General features: G+C 43.0%; 15 protein-coding genes and 1 pseudogene. 3 read left to right on the top strand and 13 right to left on the bottom strand.

Annotated elements, in window-relative coordinates; genetic code table 11:
• Positions 1-36 precede the first annotated feature (36 nt).
• The 13 genes and pseudogenes from JNUCC1_RS15065 to JNUCC1_RS15005 all read right to left on the bottom strand — a co-directional run bounded on the left by JNUCC1_RS15065 (position 37) and on the right by JNUCC1_RS15005 (position 17,372).
• Positions 37-810, bottom strand: coding sequence for an electron transfer flavoprotein subunit beta/FixA family protein (locus tag JNUCC1_RS15065; protein ID WP_156646206.1), 774 nt, complete (start codon positions 808-810; stop codon positions 37-39).
• Between the two features lie 479 nt (positions 811-1,289).
• Positions 1,290-2,572 (bottom strand): annotated as a pseudogene (locus JNUCC1_RS15060) (IS110 family transposase).
• A gap of 124 nt (positions 2,573-2,696) precedes the next feature.
• A complete protein-coding gene (locus JNUCC1_RS15055; protein ID WP_331713814.1) occupies positions 2,697-3,470 on the bottom strand; it encodes an enoyl-CoA hydratase in 774 nt (257 codons plus the stop codon).
• Between the two features lies 1 nt (position 3,471).
• Positions 3,472-4,071: a TetR/AcrR family transcriptional regulator gene (locus JNUCC1_RS15050; protein WP_156646205.1), complete on the bottom strand. Its 600-nt coding sequence runs from the start codon at positions 4,069-4,071 to the stop codon at positions 3,472-3,474.
• 125 nt (positions 4,072-4,196) lie between these two features.
• Positions 4,197-5,876: a long-chain-fatty-acid--CoA ligase gene (locus JNUCC1_RS15045; protein ID WP_156646204.1), complete on the bottom strand. Its 1,680-nt coding sequence runs from the start codon at positions 5,874-5,876 to the stop codon at positions 4,197-4,199.
• Between the two features lie 255 nt (positions 5,877-6,131).
• Positions 6,132-6,539 (bottom strand): DUF350 domain-containing protein, encoded by a 408-nt coding sequence (locus JNUCC1_RS15040; protein WP_156646203.1) that lies wholly within the window; start codon positions 6,537-6,539, stop codon positions 6,132-6,134.
• Between the two features lie 27 nt (positions 6,540-6,566).
• A complete protein-coding gene (locus tag JNUCC1_RS15035) occupies positions 6,567-8,909 on the bottom strand; it encodes an endonuclease MutS2 (RefSeq protein WP_156646202.1) in 2,343 nt (780 codons plus the stop codon).
• A gap of 20 nt (positions 8,910-8,929) precedes the next feature.
• On the bottom strand, positions 8,930-10,651 hold the full coding sequence (gene polX, locus JNUCC1_RS15030) for a DNA polymerase/3'-5' exonuclease PolX (RefSeq protein WP_156646201.1): 1,722 nt from the start codon (positions 10,649-10,651) through the stop codon (positions 8,930-8,932).
• A gap of 1,015 nt (positions 10,652-11,666) precedes the next feature.
• Complete coding sequence (locus tag JNUCC1_RS15025; RefSeq protein WP_156646200.1) at positions 11,667-12,209, bottom strand: CvpA family protein; 543 nt, start codon at positions 12,207-12,209, stop codon at positions 11,667-11,669.
• Between the two features lie 5 nt (positions 12,210-12,214).
• Positions 12,215-12,475, bottom strand: a complete 261-nt coding sequence (gene zapA / locus JNUCC1_RS15020) for a cell division protein ZapA (RefSeq protein ID WP_331713813.1) — start codon at positions 12,473-12,475, stop codon at positions 12,215-12,217.
• A 178-nt stretch (positions 12,476-12,653) separates the two neighbouring features.
• Complete coding sequence (gene pheT / locus JNUCC1_RS15015) at positions 12,654-15,080, bottom strand: phenylalanine--tRNA ligase subunit beta (protein WP_156646199.1); 2,427 nt, start codon at positions 15,078-15,080, stop codon at positions 12,654-12,656.
• A 15-nt stretch (positions 15,081-15,095) separates the two neighbouring features.
• Complete coding sequence (gene pheS, locus JNUCC1_RS15010; RefSeq protein ID WP_331713812.1) at positions 15,096-16,130, bottom strand: phenylalanine--tRNA ligase subunit alpha; 1,035 nt, start codon at positions 16,128-16,130, stop codon at positions 15,096-15,098.
• Between the two features lie 504 nt (positions 16,131-16,634).
• Positions 16,635-17,372, bottom strand: coding sequence for a TrmH family RNA methyltransferase (locus tag JNUCC1_RS15005; RefSeq protein ID WP_156646198.1), 738 nt, complete (start codon positions 17,370-17,372; stop codon positions 16,635-16,637).
• Between the two features lie 94 nt (positions 17,373-17,466).
• On the opposite strand from JNUCC1_RS15005, the gene sspI reads away from it, so the two are divergent.
• The 3 genes from sspI (at position 17,467) to JNUCC1_RS14990 (ending at position 20,187) form a co-directional block, all read left to right on the top strand.
• Positions 17,467-17,682, top strand: coding sequence for a small acid-soluble spore protein SspI (sspI, locus tag JNUCC1_RS15000; protein ID WP_331713811.1), 216 nt, complete (start codon positions 17,467-17,469; stop codon positions 17,680-17,682).
• 413 nt (positions 17,683-18,095) lie between these two features.
• Positions 18,096-19,319 (top strand): IS110 family transposase, encoded by a 1,224-nt coding sequence (locus tag JNUCC1_RS14995; RefSeq protein ID WP_156646162.1) that lies wholly within the window; start codon positions 18,096-18,098, stop codon positions 19,317-19,319.
• Between the two features lie 274 nt (positions 19,320-19,593).
• Complete coding sequence (locus JNUCC1_RS14990; protein ID WP_156646196.1) at positions 19,594-20,187, top strand: lytic transglycosylase domain-containing protein; 594 nt, start codon at positions 19,594-19,596, stop codon at positions 20,185-20,187.
• Positions 20,188-20,191 lie beyond the last annotated feature (4 nt).

Raw genomic sequence — 20,191 nt, 5'->3', positions numbered from 1 at the left:
GCATGTCTCATTCTCTATATGACTCGGCTTCTTTACTTACAGAACTTTCGCTTCGTTTCTTAGTAGATCAACAAGTTCTTTCACTTGCTCTTCAGGCTCACCCTCAAGCATTTTTCCAGCTTCTTTTTCAGGTGGCAGGAAGATTTCGACTGTCTTGGTTTTTGGCTCTACATCCTCTTCGTCAAGATCGAGATCGTCAATTTCAAGCTCTTCCAGAGGTTTCTTTTTCGCTTTCATAATCCCAGGAAGCGATGGATATCTTGGGTCGTTTAATCCCTGCTGGCAAGTGACGAGCAATGGCAATGCAGTTTCTACTTTCTCTATATCACCCTCAACATCTTTATCGATTTTGGCTGTGTCTCCGTCGATTTCCAGGCTGGTAATCGTTGTGACACACCCAATACCCAAACGCTCCGCCAAACGAGGCCCTACTTGACCGCTTGCTTCATCAATGGCTACGTTACCTGCGAGAATCAGGTCATATTCTTTATCCTTAAAGAACGCTTCTAGGATGGTTGCAGTTGTATATTGATCGCCTTCCTCTAAATCGTCCTCAGTATTGACTAACACGGCTTTGTCAGCACCCATTGCAAGAGCTGTTCGCAATTGTTTTTCGGAGTCTTCATCTCCAATTGTTACAACGGTTACTTCCCCGCCATGCTCATCACGCTGTTTGATTGCTTCTTCAACCGCATATTCGTCGTAGGGATTGATGATAAACTCAGCGCCTTCGTCTTCAATCTGTCCATCTGAAATACTGATTTTTTCCTCTGTATCAAATGTTTTTTTAAGCAATACATAAATATTCATGTATGATATCCTCCCTCTATATAATTAAAATATCTCCAAAATGCTCTTACTTTCTTAGAATTACTCAAACACTTCATTGACATATTGAATGCGGGTTGAGTATCAGGTGTTGATTTCGGAAATTTCGGACGTAGTCTATGCCATCCTAACGCCCAAATTGTGAACATTTGGTGACAAGAGACGTGATAACCGTGCTGAAAATCTCCACACAACTTATGGTCGCTCACCCTCCCATGTATCACGGGATTATTATCCATACATTCCTTCGTCCTGCGTATCCACAAGGTGGAGGTCGGAAATGCTCCTTAGCTGGGTCTATTGCCCGAATGGGTTAAATAAGCTCCGACTCTGCACTATTGGTGTTTGTTCAATCCTAAGGCCATCAGATGCATTTGTTGAAACATCCCAAATGAATTAAAAAGGTTTATTAATCGCTCATTCAGAACCACTTATCTACGTGGAGTAGTTAACATCAATATTCATGCCACCTGACTTGTTTGTAATTCAGGTAGTCCTTGTAGTAGTTTACTTCCATCAAATTCACACTGCTTCGTGCCAATGGCGAATAAGACACGTATCAACTTACCGCACAAAGCGATCAGAGATTGTTGCTTTTTCAAAGGACGATCGGGACGCGTGGTGTAATAATGATGCAATGTCTTGAACGTCGAATTATGTGCTACCAGTGGGCGCACAGCTAAATAGATCGCTCTTCTCAATCGCTTGCGTCCACGCTTGTCTATTCGTGTTTGCCCTTTGAATTTACCCGAGCTGTGTTCTTTTAAGGATAGACCAGCCATACTTACAATTTGCTGGGGATGACTGTAGTTGGAGAGGTCTCCGACCTCGGCGAAAAACGTGGCCACTGTCGTGGGACCAATGCCTTTAATAGCCATCATTTCTTTAGCTCCAGGTAGATCTGTTATAAGTGTTTCGATCTCTTTATCCAATGACACAAGTTGTTGGTTGTACAATTCATATTGATCAAGCAGAGTCTGTAATTCCTGCCTGGCAAAGCGCAAACCTATCTGAACACCAATGCTTTTCTGGGCAGCTTGGACAAGCTGATTGGCACGTTTGATGCCCACACCACTTTTAACGACTGTTTTCCACGTTGAAAGCACGTCTTCAGGGGTCATATCCTGAATATCAGATGGAAATGGGAATTCACGCAGTGTACAAATAGCTGTCTTACCATTCCAGTCATTAAACACATCATCAAACTCCGGAAAATACCGTTGTATGGCGTTTTGGATGCGTCCTTCGACAATCATCAGCTGTTTGGTGAGTTGATCTCGTAATTTAATCCCTTCCCTTAACTCGGCATAAACACCGTCAAGAAGGTTCGGTACAGAGTATCGACCATCCTTAACCATCTGTGCAATAACACGTGCGTCTTTCGTATCATTTTTTGTGGGCGAATTGTCGTCCAGCTCTTTGCTTTTTTAACATGCATCGGGTTAACTAACACAAAGTCATAACCTTTGGCGTTCAGGTAGTAGGCTAGACTCTTCCAAAAGTGGCCAGTCGGTTCAACGCCAAACATGACATGTGTCTTTTGGTTTTTCTCTTGAAGCCTAGCTACCCAATCAAGCAGCTTTTGATAACCGTGTATTCGATTTTCAAAGATCAATCGTTTGCCAAATTCAATACCTCGATAATCTTGTGCGCGAGCTACGTGTTTGTCTTTTGCGATGTCAATCCCCACGATCAATGTGGATTCTGTGATTTGCGCGATTTTGTGATTTTGGTTATAATTCATTGCGAGTCCTCCTTGGTATTTATTTAATTCGGGGTCATGATCATGACACCCTGTACTATACCAAGAGGGCTCTTTTCTGTTCAAACCTCAAATTTCTTCATTACAGGAATGCTCCTTATTCAATCTATTGATCTTTGAAACTGGCTTTTCGTTTTTCAAGAAAAGCTGCTATGCCCTCTTTCGCATCCTCAGATCCGAAAACACGGCCAAATGCTTCAGCTTCATGATCGGCACCTTCTGTAAAATTACCTGTTCTGGCATAAGGAATGAGTTTCATAATTTCATGGATGGTTGGTCCGCTCTTTTCAGCGATTTTATCTGCAAGCTGCTTTGCGTGTTCATAAACGGAATCATCATCCGTTGTCTGATTTACCAATCCATATTTTTCTGCTTCCACCCCTGTAATGGCTTCACCAGTCAGTATCATCTCATACGCTTTGGAAGCCCCTACATAATAAGGCAAGCGTTGCGTCCCGGCAAACCCAGGGATGATCCCGAGCGTTAATTCTGGAAGGCCGAGCTTTGCTGTCTCAGAAGCAATTCTAATATGACATGCCATCGCAAGTTCCAGCCCGCCACCAAGTGCTGCACCATGAATAGCTGCAATGATCGGGACATGGTAATTTTCCATTCTGGCAAAAAGCACTTGACCTTTTTTGGAGAGAGCTTCATAATCTGATGCTTCCTGCAACGAAGTGAATTCTTTAATGTCAGCTCCTGCTGAGAAGAATTTGCCTTCCCCAGTCAAAATAACTGCTTTGATTTCAGGTACGCCTTCAATTGTATCAAGCTTCTGATTCAAGTCACGCAATAGTGTGCTTGACAACGCATTGGCCGGTGGACTTTGAATTGTCAGCACGGCAATATTGTCTGTTACTTCATAGTGAATCGTACTCACATTACTCCTCCTTTGCTGTATGGATAGAGATACCGTTTACAATTAATTCGTGAACGCTTAATACTTGGTCCATTAAGTCATACTTTTGCTCATTCATTACCCAGTTCGTCACCACTTCATCAAGCGTCCCGAAAATCATTTGTCTTACAAGCGGACGATTAAGATCTGGACGAAATAAGCTTTCCTCAATGCCCTCTTTAATAATATCATCAATAACCGATAAATAGGGCTTAAGAACATGATTAATTTCCAAACGCAAGGATTTTTTGGATTGACGAAGCTCTAATTGCGTCACAATTGCCAAGTGATGATCAGCAGTCAGCTGCTGGAAATGCATCTCGATCAACGTAAAAAGTTTGTCTTGAGCATGTTCTTGATGTTTAATACTTTGAACGATTTGCTCTATGAATTGACCCATTTTTTCTTCAAAAACAGAGATAAGGATATCTTCTTTATTCTTGAAATACAGATAAATCGTTCCATCTGCCACACCAGCCTGACTGGCGATTTTGGACACCTGGGATTTATGATAGCCATTTTCAGCGATAACCTGGACGGCTGCATCTATAATTTGTTTATATTTGGGCTTTTGTTTTCTCATAATCATCTCTCTTCCTGACTGCCGCCGAAAATGAATGAATGATCATTCATATCTTATTGTACGATGCCCTTATTTAAATGTCAAACACAGCTCGTCCAATTTACTATTAAAAAAAGAAGCTGGTGTTACTGACTTGCTTTCTCTTTTTCTCCATCAACAAGTTTACGTCTTAAAATTTTACCCACCGCTGTTTTAGGCAATTCTTCCATATATTCATAGATACGCGGGACCTTAAACGGGGCCAGATGTTTTCGACAATGTTTGTTTAATTCTTCTTCTGTTGTTTTATAACCAGGCTTTAAAACAATATATGCTTTCACAGTTTCACCGCGATACGGGTCCGGAACACCAGCGACAGCCGCTTCTTGAATGGCTTCGTGTTCATATAGTACTTCTTCAACTTCCCGAGGATATATATTATATCCGCCTGCAATGATCATATCTTTCTTACGGTCTACAATGTAAAAGTAGCCATTTTCATCCATATATCCCATGTCACCGGTATAAAGCCAGCCATCTTTTAATGTTTGAATGGTTTCTTCTTCATTATTCCAATACCCTTTCATAATTTGAGGGCCTTTAACAGCAATTTCTCCAACTTCCCCAATAGGTGCCTCTTCCATAGTGGCCATATCGATCACTTTGGAATCCGTATCTGGCCACGGAACACCAATACTTCCATTCACACGCTCTGCCCAAACGAAATTAGCATGGGTTACCGGTGATGACTCTGTCAGACCATATCCCTCAACCAAACGGCCGCCCGTGATGGTCTCAAATTGCTGTTGCACTTCTACAGGCAAAGGGGCTGAGCCACTGATACACGCTTCAATAGACGAAAGGTCATAATTTTTAAGTTTCGGATGGTTCAACAAACCAATATATATTGTTGGGGCACCCGGGAACAGAGTCGGTTTCTGTTTTTCTATGGCCTTCAGCACATCTTCGGGTTCAAATTTTGGCATGAGGACCATTTTTGCGCTAATCATAATGGACATATTCATCACAGTTGTCATACCGTACACATGGAAGAACGGGAGGACACCGAGTATGGTTTCCTGACTTTCTTTTATATTGTAAAGCCATGCTTTGCACATTTGAACATTGGCAACCAGATTATAGTGGGTAAGCATTACACCTTTGGGATAACCTGTCGTGCCACCAGTATATTGCAACAAGGCTAAGTCTTCGAGTGGGTCAACATCTACAATTTCATACACTGGAGGAGCTTCATTTATAATGCTCTTCCATACATGTGTATCCTTAGATGGGGTTACGTTTACAACCATTTTGTATTGCTTCTTTTGAATGAACGGATAGACAAGATTTTTCGGAAATGGCAAGTAATCTTTGATACCGGTTACAATAACATGCTCGATATCTGTCTCTTCTTTAATATTTGTCACCCGCGGAAACAAAATATCAAGACATACAATGATCTTTGAGCCTGAGTCTTTCAGTTGATACTCCAGCTCGCGTTCGGTATAAAGCGGGTTCGTCTGCACCACAGTTGCTCCCGCCATCAGCGCCCCATAATACGCAATAACAGATTGTGGACAGTTCGGTAGCATAATACTGATTCTGTCGCCCTTTGAGACACCCAGCCGTTGAAAATACCCGGCCATTTGTTTCGCTTCACCCAATAATTCCTCATAAGACATATCCTTACCCATAAAGTGAAGCGCTTTCTTTTTTGGGTAACTTTCAGCACTGCTTAGCAAAAAAGCATGCAATGGCGCCTGATCATAGTCAATCGTCTTGGGTATTTCCTTTGGATAATGCTTATGCCATCTTTTTTGAGCCATTCAGATTCCTCCTTCATAATAGTCTTATTTCCATTATACCGATTAATTTCTTTTTTTGAACTTATTTAACTCATTTTCTTAACTAAACTTCAAAATCACATGATTTACACTTAAGCAGTTGCTTTCCGAGGGAGCGGACTCATCCACGGAAAGCTAAGTGTCATATCCAGTAAATGATACCGATTATGATAAACACAATTGCTACTGCGATAAGTATTTTGGCAAGCGTACCCAGTACATCCATGACGTTCACTCCTAACCGATGCTTGCGCCGATAATATATGATAACCCAACAGATATCACAAGCGAAACAAATCCTACTGCTCGGTTACCTTGGCCGATTTCCTTGTCAACTTTCATATTAGGGGTGAGAAATTCAAATAATAAATAGCCCGTCAGCAATAATACAAATCCAAATATTCCCCAGCCGACACTTTGTAAAATGGTATCATTGTGTTCGATTGAATACCTGAAAACATTGGCAATCCCAAATAACTTGCCGCCGGTTGCCATCGCTACTGCAATATTGCCTTTCTTGATCTCTTTCCAATTGCCGTATGAAGTAACCAACTCAAATACAGCTAAAAACACAATTGTACATAAGACAACAACACTGTAGCGGGCAGTTGTTTCTACTAATATATTTTCCCAGAACGCTTCCATGAAGCTGCCCTCCTTCTCCCTAGTTCATTAACCAAACTGTAATATGGTGATGCCACTCCCGCCTTCTTCCATCTTGCCTGCCCGGTAATTGGAAATATGGGCGTGGTTTCTGGCAAATTCCTGCACGCCATTTCTCAAAGCTCCCGTTCCCTTTCCATGAATAATGGAGACTTGAGAATGTCCCGCCAATAGTGCGTCATCAATGTATTTTTCGAGTTTGATCATAGCTTCTTCATAGCGCTCTCCCCGCAAATCAAGTTCGATTCCCACATGATAAGCACTTCCTTTAACGCGTGCCATTGGCTTTTCTTCAACTTGCTTGGAGCGTTTAATAGGCTGAATATCTGAACGGTTAACCTTAACCTTCATGATGCCCACTTGTACGAGGTATGTTTCCTGATCAATTTTCTCTAAGACAACACCTTGCTGGTTTACACTTAACAGTTTAATATCATCACCTGGCTCAATCTGTTTGGCTTTTCCTGCTGCGGGGGAAGGTGCTGCTGGTTTTCGTTCCGTCAATTCAGGCTGTGCTGATTCAAACATTTTCTGTGCTTCAATCCACTTGTGCTCCTTTAAGCCCGCTTCCGTTTTCATTTGTCTGATATCCTCGACAATCGCTTCTGCTTCCTCTTTTGCATTTTTGAGGGCCTGGGCTGCCTTTTCTTCTGCTTTTTGATATAACTGCTCTCTCTTTTGCTGAAACTCGTTCCAAGCTTTTTCAATATCTTTTTTCAAGTTTTCGCTTTCTTCCAGAACGTAATGGGCTTCTTCGTAGGCTTTCTCAGCCTGGTTTCGGGATTTTTCTAGAGAAGTAATCATGTTTTCAACATTTTTAGACTCTACCCCGATATGGGATTTCGCATGGTTGATAATACTTTCGTCAAGCCCTAGTCGTTTAGATATATCAAAGGCATTACTTCTTCCAGGAACACCGAGTAAAAGCCGATAAGTTGGCCGTAAAGAGGCAACATCGAACTCCACAGAGGCATTAATAACCTGATCCCTATTGTAGCCGTATGCCTTCAACTCAGGATAGTGTGTGGTCGCAACGATGCGTGCTCCGCGTGATATGACATCATCAAGAATAGAAATGGCCAAGGCGGCACCTTCTTGCGGGTCCGTTCCAGCTCCTAGTTCATCAAACAGAACAAGTGCTTCATGATCCACCCGTTCAAGAATATCCACAATATTTGTCATGTGAGATGAGAAAGTACTCAGATTCTGTTCAATGGATTGTTCATCCCCAATATCTGCAAACACGTCCTTGAATACGGCCATTTCACAGCCATCCAGAGCGGGCACTTGCAAACCCGACTGAGCCATTAAAGTACAGAGACCAAGCATTTTAAGCGTCACTGTTTTACCACCGGTGTTTGGACCAGTAATAACGATCGCTGTGTAATCTTTACCAAGTTCAATATCATTGGCAACCACTTCATTTTCAGGAATTAAAGGATGGCGTGCCTGCTGCATTTTAATGAATCCATCAGCATTCAGTTTTGGCAGAGCCCCCTTCATGACCTCTCCAAGTTTTGCCCTTGCAGAAATGGCATCGATTTCTCCAAGTGTTCGGACATTCTGGTCCAGCTCGCTCGCATGAACAGCTACTTCATTTGATAAATGTCTTAAAATGCGTTCGATTTCCTGGGCTTCCTGTGCTTTCTTTTCTTGAAGCTGGTTGTTCAAATCAACGACAGATCTAGGTTCCATAAATAAGGTCTGCCCTGAAGCAGATTGATCATGAACGATACCGCCGAATGCAGAGCGATGCTCATGCTTAACAGGCAGCACGTAACGTTCGTTTCGAATCGTTACAATAGCGTCAGACAGCTGGTTGCTGTTTGATTTTAAATAGCTTTCCAGTCGCTCTCGAATGCGGGATTCAAATGTTCTGATGGCAGAACGTATCCCCCGCAATTGACTTGAGGCACTATCCATCATATAACCATGATCATCAATGCAATTATTAATTTCTCTTTCCAGTTCTCTCAGCGGTGTTATCTCTTCGGCAAAATCCTTTAAAAGCGGAATTTCAGCTTCAAGATCTGCCAAAAATCGTTTGGCCTGACGTCCCCCATATAAGGTTGTGGAGATATCCAGGCACTCACTTGCATTCAGCATGCCGCCGATCTGGCTTCGCTTAAGACTTGGACGAACATCAACAATGCCACCAAGTGGAATGGATTCATTCAAACGAAGGATGTGCCGGGCCTCATCTGTTTCAGCATGCAGATGGCGCACCTGATCCAATTCCGTCAATGGCGCCGTGTGGGCACATAATTCTTTCCCTGGAGCAGTTTGAGCATGGCTTTTTAATTGCTCAATTATTTTATTGAATTCCAATACATATTGAATCCGTTCATTCATGCTTTTGGCTCCTTTAAAACCTATTTCTTGTTATTGATAAACGATTGCAATTGTTCAAGCGGCCATGTATTTAAGACATTTTCAGGTTTTTGCCATCCTTTAATGGCTGTTCCGACACCATATGTCATATGTTCAAGCATTTGATAGGAGTGGGCATCTGTATTAATGGCAATCGGAACATTCTTTTGCTGGGCAAGCGAGACCCATTCAGATGAGAGATCCAGCCGATTCGGATTGGCATTTAACTCGAGGGCTGTGCCTGTTTTAGCAGCACGTTCTATTAATTGATTCACATCTGCCTCATAGCCCTGTCTCCGGCCAATTAACCGCCCTGTTGGATGGGCAATCAACGACACATAAGGGTTATCCATCGCCGTATTAAGTCTCTTCATTATCTGCTCTTTGCTTTGATTAAAGGCGGAGTGAATGGCCCCTATGACGAAATCCAATTCTTTAAGAAAATCATCTGTGAAATCAAGGGTTCCGTCAGGCAGAATATCCATTTCCACCCCCGCAAAAATGTGAATGTCGTCATATTTAGCATTCAGGCGCTCAATCTCTTTACGCTGTTCACGCAGTCTGGCCTCATTTAACCCGTTAGCCACACGTAAATACTTGGAGTGATCTGTGATGGCGATGTAATCATAACCTTTCTGCCGTGCTCTTATCACCATTTCTTCAATAGACTGACCGCCATCACTCCAAGTTGAGTGCATATGCAGATCCCCACGAATATCTTTTTCTTCAATCAGCCCCTGCGGATCCTGAAACGCTTTGATTTCACCAGTGTTTTCACGCGCCTGAGGCGGTATATAATGTAGGCCAAAGTGTTTGAAAAAATCCGTTTCAGTATTAAAAGTCAGTGTTTCACCGGTTTCTTCAATATCAACACCATATTCATTGATTTTTTCGCCACGAGTCTTTGCGAGCTGTCTCATTGATACATTATGATCCTTCGACCCTGTAAAGTGATGCAGCGTTGTAGCAAATTCCTTTTCCTCTACAATACGGAAATCAACATTAATATCGTATACGTCAGCGATTGTAATTGAGACTTTTGCCAAGCCGTTTGAAATTACTTCTTTAACGTCTGGAAGATTTAACAATTCATCCCGCACTTCTTCTGGTGATTCAGTTGCAATAATGTAGTCGATATCCTTAATCGTTTCTCTCATGCGGCGCATGCTCCCTGCCCGGGAATATTTTACAATCGCATTGATCATGTCGAGATGGCTTTCAATTTTATCAGCAACTGGAACCATTGTAGCGAGCGGCAGCCGCTCTGGTCTCTTGCCGGATTCTTTCAAAGACTGAAGCAGTTTCTCTACAGATTTTTTCCCGAACCCTTCAAGACTTTCCACACGTCCATCTTCAGCAGCGCGCTGCAGGGATTCTCTGTCTGTGATCCCCAACTCCTGATAGAGCTTTGACAATTTTTTACCGCCGAGGCCAGGGAGTTTTAATAGCGGGATAAGGCCAGCAGGGATCTCCTCTTCCAACTGCTGTAACGTTTCAGATTCCTCGTTTTCCAAATAATCATGGATAACAGCCGCAGTCCCTTTGCCGATCCCTTTTATTTGTGTGTAATCATCAATGTCTGCAATAGAGCGGTTGTCTCGCTCAAGAGCCGCAGCGGCTTTACGATAAGCCGATATCTTGAAAGGATTCTCATCTTTAAGCTCTAAATACACCGCAATGGTTTCAAGCAAGCCGATAATATCTTTTTTATTAATTTCACTCATATACAAACGCACCTGCCATTCATCTTATTAACCCCTTTTCCTTTTACGGTACAAACTCTTAACAAGTAATAGACACAAACTGCGAACTAGAGAAAACCTGAAATGACTGCTTCTGGCAACTAACCACCACAATGAGAAAATCGTGATTTGCGCTGCGGGAAGTCGCTTTCCGCGGGCACGGCCTCAGCCTCCTCGCTCGCAAAAACCGCTCGCTGTGGGGTCTTCAGACTCGTGCTGTTCCCGCAGTCAACCATGTATCGCGAAAAGCGCTATACACCACAAGGGGATGAAAATAGATGTAGGGTGGCGATACTAGTGCTACGGCTGGATGAGGAAGGTCGATACTCCTTGGTGCCTTAGAGCCCTACCCGCAGTCTGACTCCTTCGACCACGGCGCATCACTTATTGTTGCTCCCATTCGGGAAGCACTCATGGTAGATTAACCCTATTCTGGTTGTTGCGCCAGCCTTAATAAATAACGGATGCCGTATGTCTTAGGAAGGAGATCAAGAACACATTATCTTACTAACCTAAATGCACCAATACAGCGACGCTCTCATCTTAGTTTTTTTAAAAAACATGAGCTGCGTCTACTTAAATATTGTCTTTTTGCGATTCTTAAGAGATTTAATTTTCATGGTAGGAGTCGACTTCCCTCCGCTCCAATCACTCTATGTTAGTCAGTGGCTTGGACGGCCCTGCACACATATTCATCTGGGACATTTACACCCTCTAACCTAGCTCGGGGGAAACACGGAGACTCCGGCGGGGGCAAGCCTAGTTGAGACCCCGGAGTGCGGTAGCGCGAGGAGGCTCAGCAGCGCCCGCTGGACGCGGAGTGTTTTCCCCGAGCGGTTGCCAGTGGCAGTCATAAAATCCCAAAATAGATCTAACTAGTTAGTTCGCAGTTTACTTATACTGTGCATTTATAGGTAGCAATGATCTTTAGAAATCATTTATAAAAGCAACAGGCTGATCGAGATCAGCCTGCCATTTGTGGAATTCTGCCGCTTCTTCACGCGCTACCGTTTTCAAGCCACATGGTCCGTATTTTCTCTGAAAGAATAGGTGTATGCTCGATAATAAACATGGCGATGGATGAATCACTGATCCATGCCTGCACATTGCCCATAGGGACAAGCGCTAGTATGTAGAGCACAACAAATAAAATTAAATAGACCTCCATAAATCCCAGAAGTGCTCCCAACAAACTATTGACTGAATTCAATATTGGGAGGGACGCCACAAAGTCAAGCATCGAAGCAATAATTTGAATAAGAATTTTAACAGCAAAAAAGATAATGGCAAAAGCGATGGCGTTATAAAAAGCGCTTTCCAATGGCAGTGTTTGCAGGAATACAGCCCAGGTGGCGTCTTCCGGCAAATCCGGATAAGGTATAAATACGATCAATTTTTCTGCCAGATCATCGTAATAAATAACTGCCACGGCAAACGCTATGATAAACCCTGTTAAATGAAGCGCCTGTAAGATCAGACCTCGTTTTAACCCCATTAAAAAACCAAACACAAGTAATATAAACAACAAGACATCAATCATGGTCACTAATCCTCTTTCTGTCTCAGTTTCCCCATCAATGTGGCGTACTCCTCTTTCAATTTCATATAATCGTTCATTGCATTAACCGCAGTCAACACAGCAAGTCTTGTTGTATCAAGACCAGGATTGCCCTGTTGAATATCCCGCATCTTCTGATCGACAAGACTAGCAACCAGCTGAACATGCTGTTTGGATTCAGGCCCTTTTATCGTATATGTTCGATTATAAATATCAACTGTTACACGTTCATGATCCTTCTCGGTCACACGAATTCCTCCTTCGTGGAAATACCTCACGGCTTGTGCTCAGCTTATTCAGCGGCACAAATAACTCACTTTATATTAACATGAAGTGCCCTGTTTTGGGAAACAACTCGCAAAATCTCTCTCATGTTAAAACAGCTGCCCCTATAGATGGGACAGCTGCACATTAAAACACACTGATTTAAGCACGGACATATGCATTGTGCGTATTGTTGACCACATTGATGATATGCTGGAAGGATGCTTCTATTTCATCGTCTGTCAGTGTTTTGTCGGGATGTTGGTAAACCATGTGATAGGCAATGGACTTCTTGTCATCTGGTAAATGTTCACCTGCGTAAACATCAAACACTTCCACCTGTTTAACAAGCGGTTTGCCTTCTTCAACAATCGTTTGTCTGACAGCCTCTGCTTCAATAGCCGTATCCAGAACAAACGCAACATCTCGTGCGATTGAGGGGTACTTTGGAATCGGGTCATAATTTAACGAATGGGTAAAGCGTTCAATGACCGTCTCTATATTAAGGTCGAACACATACGTTTCATTCAAGTCAAGGTCTTTTTCAAGCTTGGGATGTACTTGCCCGATAAAGCCGACGACATCATTGTCAACAAGGATCTCAGCACATCTCCCAGGATGCATGTCCCGAAGCTTCGTTTGTTGAAATGCTACAGGCATGTTCAAGAAGTTAAACAGTCCTTCGATAATACCCTTCACTACATAGAAGTCGACCGGCACTTTTGCTTGCTGCCATGGGTGATTGAGCCAAAGTCCTGTAACAGCTCCTGAAAGCCGTTCTTCTTCTCTAGGCTGTGCAGTCAATGATGTTTCTTCCGATAAAAATATCCGTCCAAATTCGTAATAGGCCATATCGGTTTGTTTCCGTGCAATATTATAGGACAGAGAATGAAGCAGTTCAGGCAGAATGCTTAATCTTAAATACTCATGATCTGTTGTCATTGGCATGGCTAACCGAACAGGTTGATATCCTTTGCCACTCACATCTGGACTGAGCAATCTGTTCACATAATCTTTATTTGTCAAGGCATACGTAATCGTTTCTGACAGCCCTGCACCTTCTAAATATTGCTTGATCTGACGTTTGAGCAGCTGACGGTTTGTCAGACCACCTGGCTGAGACACACTGGCTGGCAGTGTGAACGGCAAATTGTCGTAGCCGTGTATTCTTGCAATTTCTTCAAGCATATCTTCGAAAATGGTCAAATCACCACGTCTGGAGGGTACGGTTACAAGAAAATCCCCTCCTTGGCGTTCATACTGAAACTGAAGACGGTCAAAGATACGGGCAGCTTCATCTGGATGAATCTCCGTTCCAAGACGATCATTCACCGAATCCATGTTGACAGGAATTTTCACAGGTGTGCTATCCATGTCGTCGTACACTGAAGCACCTGTGAGAACTTTTGCATCGGCATACTTTTCTAATAGACGACAAGCCCTCAATCCAGCCCGGTAAACCCGCTCAGGATCAATTCCTTTTTCAAAACGTGTGCTTGACTCACTGCGTAATCCGGTTTGTTTAACAGTTTGACGTACTGTTCGAGGGTCAAAATAAGCTGCTTCGAGCAATATGTTGGTCGTGCCATCATAAACCTCTGTGTCGGCACCGCCCATAACACCTGCCAAAGCAACAGGCTCTTGCCCATTCGTAATCACAAGATTTTCTGATGATAATGTTCTTGTCTCATCATCAAGTGTTTTAATCGTTTCCGCATCTTTTGCCCGTCTTACAACAATTTCACTGGATTGGAGCCGATCAAGGTCAAAAGCATGAAGCGGCTGACCATATTCCATAAGAACATAATTCGTAATATCCACGACGTTATTGATTGGGCGAATCCCTGCAGCCATCAATGCATTTCTCATCCAAAGCGGAGAAGGCTTAACTACCGCGTCTTTAATAACAAAAGCTGCATAATATGGATTTAAATCAGGATCTTCAACACGCACTTTAACAACGTCTTCGGCCTTCTCAGGAACAGCATCAACCGTTTCGTCAGGCAGCTCCAGCGGCCGTTCCAAGATTGCCGACACCTCATACGCTACCCCTACCATACTCAGACAATCTGCCCGGTTCGGTGTTAAATCAAATTCCAAAATGGCATCATCCAGATTAAGCAAAGGTTCAACAGGGGCACCGATCTCGACATCTTCAGGAAAAACGAAAATGCCATCTGCTATATCCTTTGGAATATATGTATCCTCAATCCCCAGCTCCTGCAATGAACAAATCATCCCATTGGATTCGACGCCACGCAGTTTAACTTTTTTAATTTTCATGTTTCCTGGAAGGACAGCTCCTGGTTTAGCTACTGCCACCTTTTGCCCTTGCGCAACATTTGGCGCACCGCAAATAATTTGCAGTTTTTCTTCGCCAGTATCCACCTGACACAGATTCAGTTTGTCTGCGTTGGGGTGTTGTTCACATGTCTCAACATAGCCAACAACCACATTACTGCTTTTTTCTGCTACATAAGCAATGCCATCGACTTCGACGCCTGTTTTGGTTATTTTTTCAGCGAGTTCCTCAGGGGTTTGCCCGCTTAAATCCACATATTTTTTTAGCCAATTTAATGATACCTGCATCCCTATTTCCCTCCATTACGCTTGATGATACTGTGTTAAAAATCGTTTGTCGTTCGTGTAAAAATGGCGTATGTCACTAATGCCGTATTTCAGCATGGCGATGCGGTCTGGTCCCATCCCAAAAGCAAATCCACTGTAAATTGCGGGATCATATCCAGCCATTTCGAGAACTTTTGGATGCACCATCCCGGCACCGAGGATTTCGATCCATCCTGACTGTTTGCAAACCGAGCATCCTTCGCCCCCACACATTTTACATGAAATATCCATTTCAACAGATGGTTCAGTGAATGGGAAAAAACTGGGTCGCAACCGGATTTGTCGATCCTCGCCAAACATACTTTTGGCAAATGTATCCAGAACGCCTTTCAGGTCACTCATCCGGACATTGCGATCGACATAAAGTCCTTCAATTTGTGTAAATTGGTGCGAGTGTGTCGCGTCATCTGTGTCACGGCGGTATACTTTTCCGGGACAGATCATTTTAACGGGTTTTTCTCCTTTATACTCCCGCATTGTTCTGGCCTGAACTGGTGATGTATGTGTTCTGAGCAAAAGCTCATTCGTAATATAAAATGTGTCCTGCATATCTCGCGCTGGATGATTCTTAGGCAAGTTCAGCGCTTCAAAATTGAAGTAGTCAGTCTCCACTTCTGGTCCTTCCCGAACTTCAAAGCCCATCCCGATAAACAGGTCTTCAATATCTTCTATAATTCTTGTTAACAAATGTTTGCCGCCCATTTCAACCGGTCTTCCCGGCAATGTGACGTCAATCGTTTCTGCCTCCAGTTTCTGATTCAGGGCTTCCTGTTCAAGTTGTGCGCTTTTTTCTTCCAAAGCTTCCGTGATTGCAGCCCTTACCTGGTTGGCAAGTTCACCAACTACCGGCCTTTCCTCTGGGGATAGCTTCCCCATACCGCGCAAGACAGCTGTTAATGATCCTTTTTTGCCAAGAAAACCAACTTTAACTTCTTGCAGCGTCTTCTGATCTTCTACACTCTTGATCGCCTCAAGAGCTTCCTCCTGAATTGCCATTAATTGTTCCTTCACTTGTTTTAACCTCCTGAAAAGTTCTAAATAGGTTGCCTTAACTGATTTTCTGGATAATTACGCATAAAATCTGGATATAACGGTTTTTTTCTGGATAAATGCTTATAAGACCTGGATAAACCGATAAAAACCTGGATAAGGACCTATAAAACCTGGATATAACACCTAAAAACATGGATATAAATGTTTCAGATTTTAGACACAAAAAAAGCCCACGCTCCCATAGCGAGGGACGAGGCTGTTGTTCGCGGTACCACCCTAGTTGACACAGATATTGTGTCCTCTTTTGATTGATAACGGATATGTTAATATCCGGCGAGCCTTTACACGTGGTGACGTGGTCCAAGCCGCTGCTCCAGAGTGAAATGACAGCATCCTTCAGCAGGCATATTCTCAGTCATGATATGCCCTCCCTTTGGTCTGAATGATGGAAACCGTCCGGCTCCTTCAATGCAAGGTCTTTAAATTTCTTTTATTATAATGAATATAAGCTTAAGTTGCAAGCTATCCCTTTATATAGTACATCAAAATGGCAGCAGCAATACTCACGTTCAATGATTCAGCTTGTCCACGAATCGGGATCGACACGACCGTATCTGCTTTTTCAAGCAGAGTCTGAGAAATACCCGCTCCTTCATTTCCGACTAGGAGAGCAGTCTTTTCGGATGGCTGAACCATCGTATATGTTTCAGCTCCCTCAAGCGCGGCAGCCCATACTTTAAAATCGTTTTTTTTCAGTTGTCCTATAGCAGTCAACAGGTCCTGCTGAACCACAGGGATGTGAAACAATGAACCCTGGGTTGCCCGAATGACTTTATCATTAAACATGTCAACCGAATTGGCGCCTGCTACAACACCGTCAAAACCTGCCGCATCAGCAGTGCGAATCATCGTCCCCAAATTACCAGGGTCCTGTACTGCATCAATGAGTAAAATGTTTTTACCTGCAACGGCCTCATGTTGCTTCATCTTAACAACCGCTGCAATCCGCTGTGGCTGTCTGGTCTCTGCAAGATAATCAAATACATGTTCCGCTACTGCCGTATTAGGATAATCTGCATATATGGATGACAATTGAACGTTTTCCCCAACAATAATGTGATGGACCTCCCAGTCACTCGCTACAGCCTCTTCGACTAGATGAAACCCTTCTATCCAAAAAAGACCCGTTTGCCCGCGTCCTTTTTTCGTCTGCAGTTTTTTCCATTGTTTTACTTGTTCATTCTTTTTTGATGTAATCATGTTTCTCAGTCCTGTAATTTATTTTTCCCATAACCACATAATCAGCGCTTTTCTGGTCAAGATAAATGTAGACCATTATAAAGAGGTGATGACTGTGGATTTGAACTTGCGTAAAGCTATCTTAACAAATATCGCTTCCAATGACCAGGAACAGCTTGAAGCAACAATCGTCGACGCCATTCAGAGCGGCGAGGAAAAAATGCTCCCGGGGCTTGGTGTGTTGTTTGAAATCATTTGGAATCAATCCGACGGGACAGAACGTCAAGAAATGATCGAAGCCCTCGAACAAGGGGTACAGCAGAAAGGTTAAACAAAAGTTTTTCAGGTATTATATCAAAAACCCCACATTCGACATAAGAGTATCGTGATTTCCGCTGCGGGAAGTCGCTTTCCGCGGGCACGGCCTCAGCCTCCTCGCGGAAAGCCCACCGCTGCGGGGTGTTCGGACTCGTGCTGTTCCCGCAGTCAACCATGTATCGCAAAAAACGCTATACACCACAAGGGGATGAAAATAGATGTAGGGTGGCGATACTAGTGCTACGGCTGGATGAGGAAGGTCGATACTCCTTGGTGCCTTAGAGCCCTACCCGCAGTCTGACTCCTTCGACCACGGCGCATCACTTATTGTTGCTCCCTTTCGGGAAGCACTCATGGTAGATTAACCCTATTCTGGTTGTTGCGCCAGCCTTAAAATATTTGATGCCGTAGAAAGGATGCTTTTCAATGGATATACTCATTGAAAGAGCATGCGGTTTGGATGTCCACAAAGACAACATTACTGCATGCATTATCACACCAAAAGGAAAGGAGATTGAAACATTTTCAACCAAAACTGTTTATCTGATCGGATTAGTGGATTGGATCAAGGAACACAAATGCACACATGTTGCGATGGAAAGCACGAGTGTCTACTGGAAACCAATTGTTAATTTGTTAGAAGCAGAAGATATTGAATTCCTAGTAGTGAATGCGCAACATATTAAAGCTGTTCCAGGAAGAAAAACAGATGTCAAAGATGCTGAATGGATTGCTAAGCTTCTTCGTCATGGTTTACTAAAGGCTAGCTTCATTCCAGATCGGAAACAAAGGGAACTACGTGAACTTGTTCGGTATCGTAGAAGCATCATCGAAGAACGTGCGAGACAACTCAATCGAATTCAGAAAGTCCTAGAAGGCGCTAACATCAAACTAGGTTCTGTTGTTTCTAACATTACAGGCGTCTCTTCTCTAGATATGCTTCGGTCTATAGCTAATGGCGTTGAAGACCTTGATGTTTTAGCCAATTATGCAAGAGGCGTAATGAAACAGAAAAAAGAACAACTAAAACTTGCTCTACAAGGTTATATACAAGATCATCAGCGGTTCATGATAAAGACTATTATAGACCACTATGATTACCTTACTAAAACAATAGATATGCTTGATGAAGAGATAGCTCAAAGAATGAGTGAATATCAGGAAGATATTGAGCGACTGGATTCAATCCCAGGAATAGCAACAAGAATGGCTGAACAAATACTTGCAGAGCTTGGAACAAATATTAAAAAACAATTTCCTACTGCACCTCAAATGTGTTCATGGGCGGGGTTAGTTCCCGGTAATAATGAAAGTGCTGGGAAACGTAAATCATCTAGAACTAGGAATGGAAATAAATATTTGAAATCTGCATTAATTGAAGCAGCTCATTCACTTCGGGGTTCCAAGACCTATCTCGGAGCACTCTATCGTCGTACGGCTGCCCGTAAGGGTAGAAAACGAGCAGCAATTGTAGTTGCTCATGCCATTTTACGAATAGCCTACTATCTACTAACTCGTAAAGAGATGTATGTAGATTTAGGCGAAGATCACTTCGACAAGCAAAGAAAACAATCTATTGTTAACCATTCACTGCGCCGCCTAGAAAGTTTAGGATATACAGTTGATATTAAGGAACAAGAAGTATCTTAACATCTTACTGATTCTATAGCCATTAGACATTGGCGCTCTCCTACTTTTTTAAAAATGAATGAGCTGCGTCTACTTTAGTGTTGCCATTTTTAAGTTTTATAGTATTTTTATTTTCATGGTAGGAGTCGACTTCCCTCCGCTCCAATCACTCTATTTTACATAGTACTTGGACACCTTTGGCCTTTAGAGCCTATAACCGGTTTGAAATTGGTATTGTGTTATTGGATTTATATAGTAAAATAAAAGGACAAGGAATGTGATGGGGGATAGTGCTATGGATATTCGATCTTTACAGATGATGATGCAAGCTCAGGCGATGTCTATTTTAACGAGCGGAAATGCGTTTAGTAAGCAGTCTCCGATGATGGATATGGCATTTAACCAACTATTGCAAAAGGCGATGGGAGATATGGATTCGGGTCAAGCTCAACCAGTCACGTCGATTCAGAATAGACCTAAGCTCAATTTCACAAACCAAATACCTGCTACATCAAAAGATCTCGACACCATCATCACCGAACAAGCCCATACGTACCAAGTTGACCCATCACTCATTCGCTCCGTGATCCAAATTGAATCGAACTTTAATCAATATGCTCGAAGTCATGCCGGCGCACAAGGCTATATGCAACTGATGCCCGGAACGGCAACTGGACTTGGGGTAACCGATCCATACGACCCGCGGCAGAACATTGCGGGTGGAACAAAATACTTACGACAAATGCTGGACAAATATAACGGGGACATTGAACTTGCTTTAGCCGCCTATAACGCTGGACCAGGGAACGTGGATAAGTATAACGGCATTCCCCCTTTTAAAGAAACGCAAGCTTACGTACAAAAAGTATCAAAAGCCTATTATGGTTAAAATA

The sequence above is a fragment of the Lentibacillus sp. JNUCC-1 genome (genome assembly GCF_009741735.1).
Taxonomy (GTDB): Bacteria; Bacillota; Bacilli; order Bacillales; family Amphibacillaceae; genus Lentibacillus_B.
Note: the sequence above shows the minus strand (reverse complement) of the source record. Positions and strands in the feature narration are given on the sequence as shown.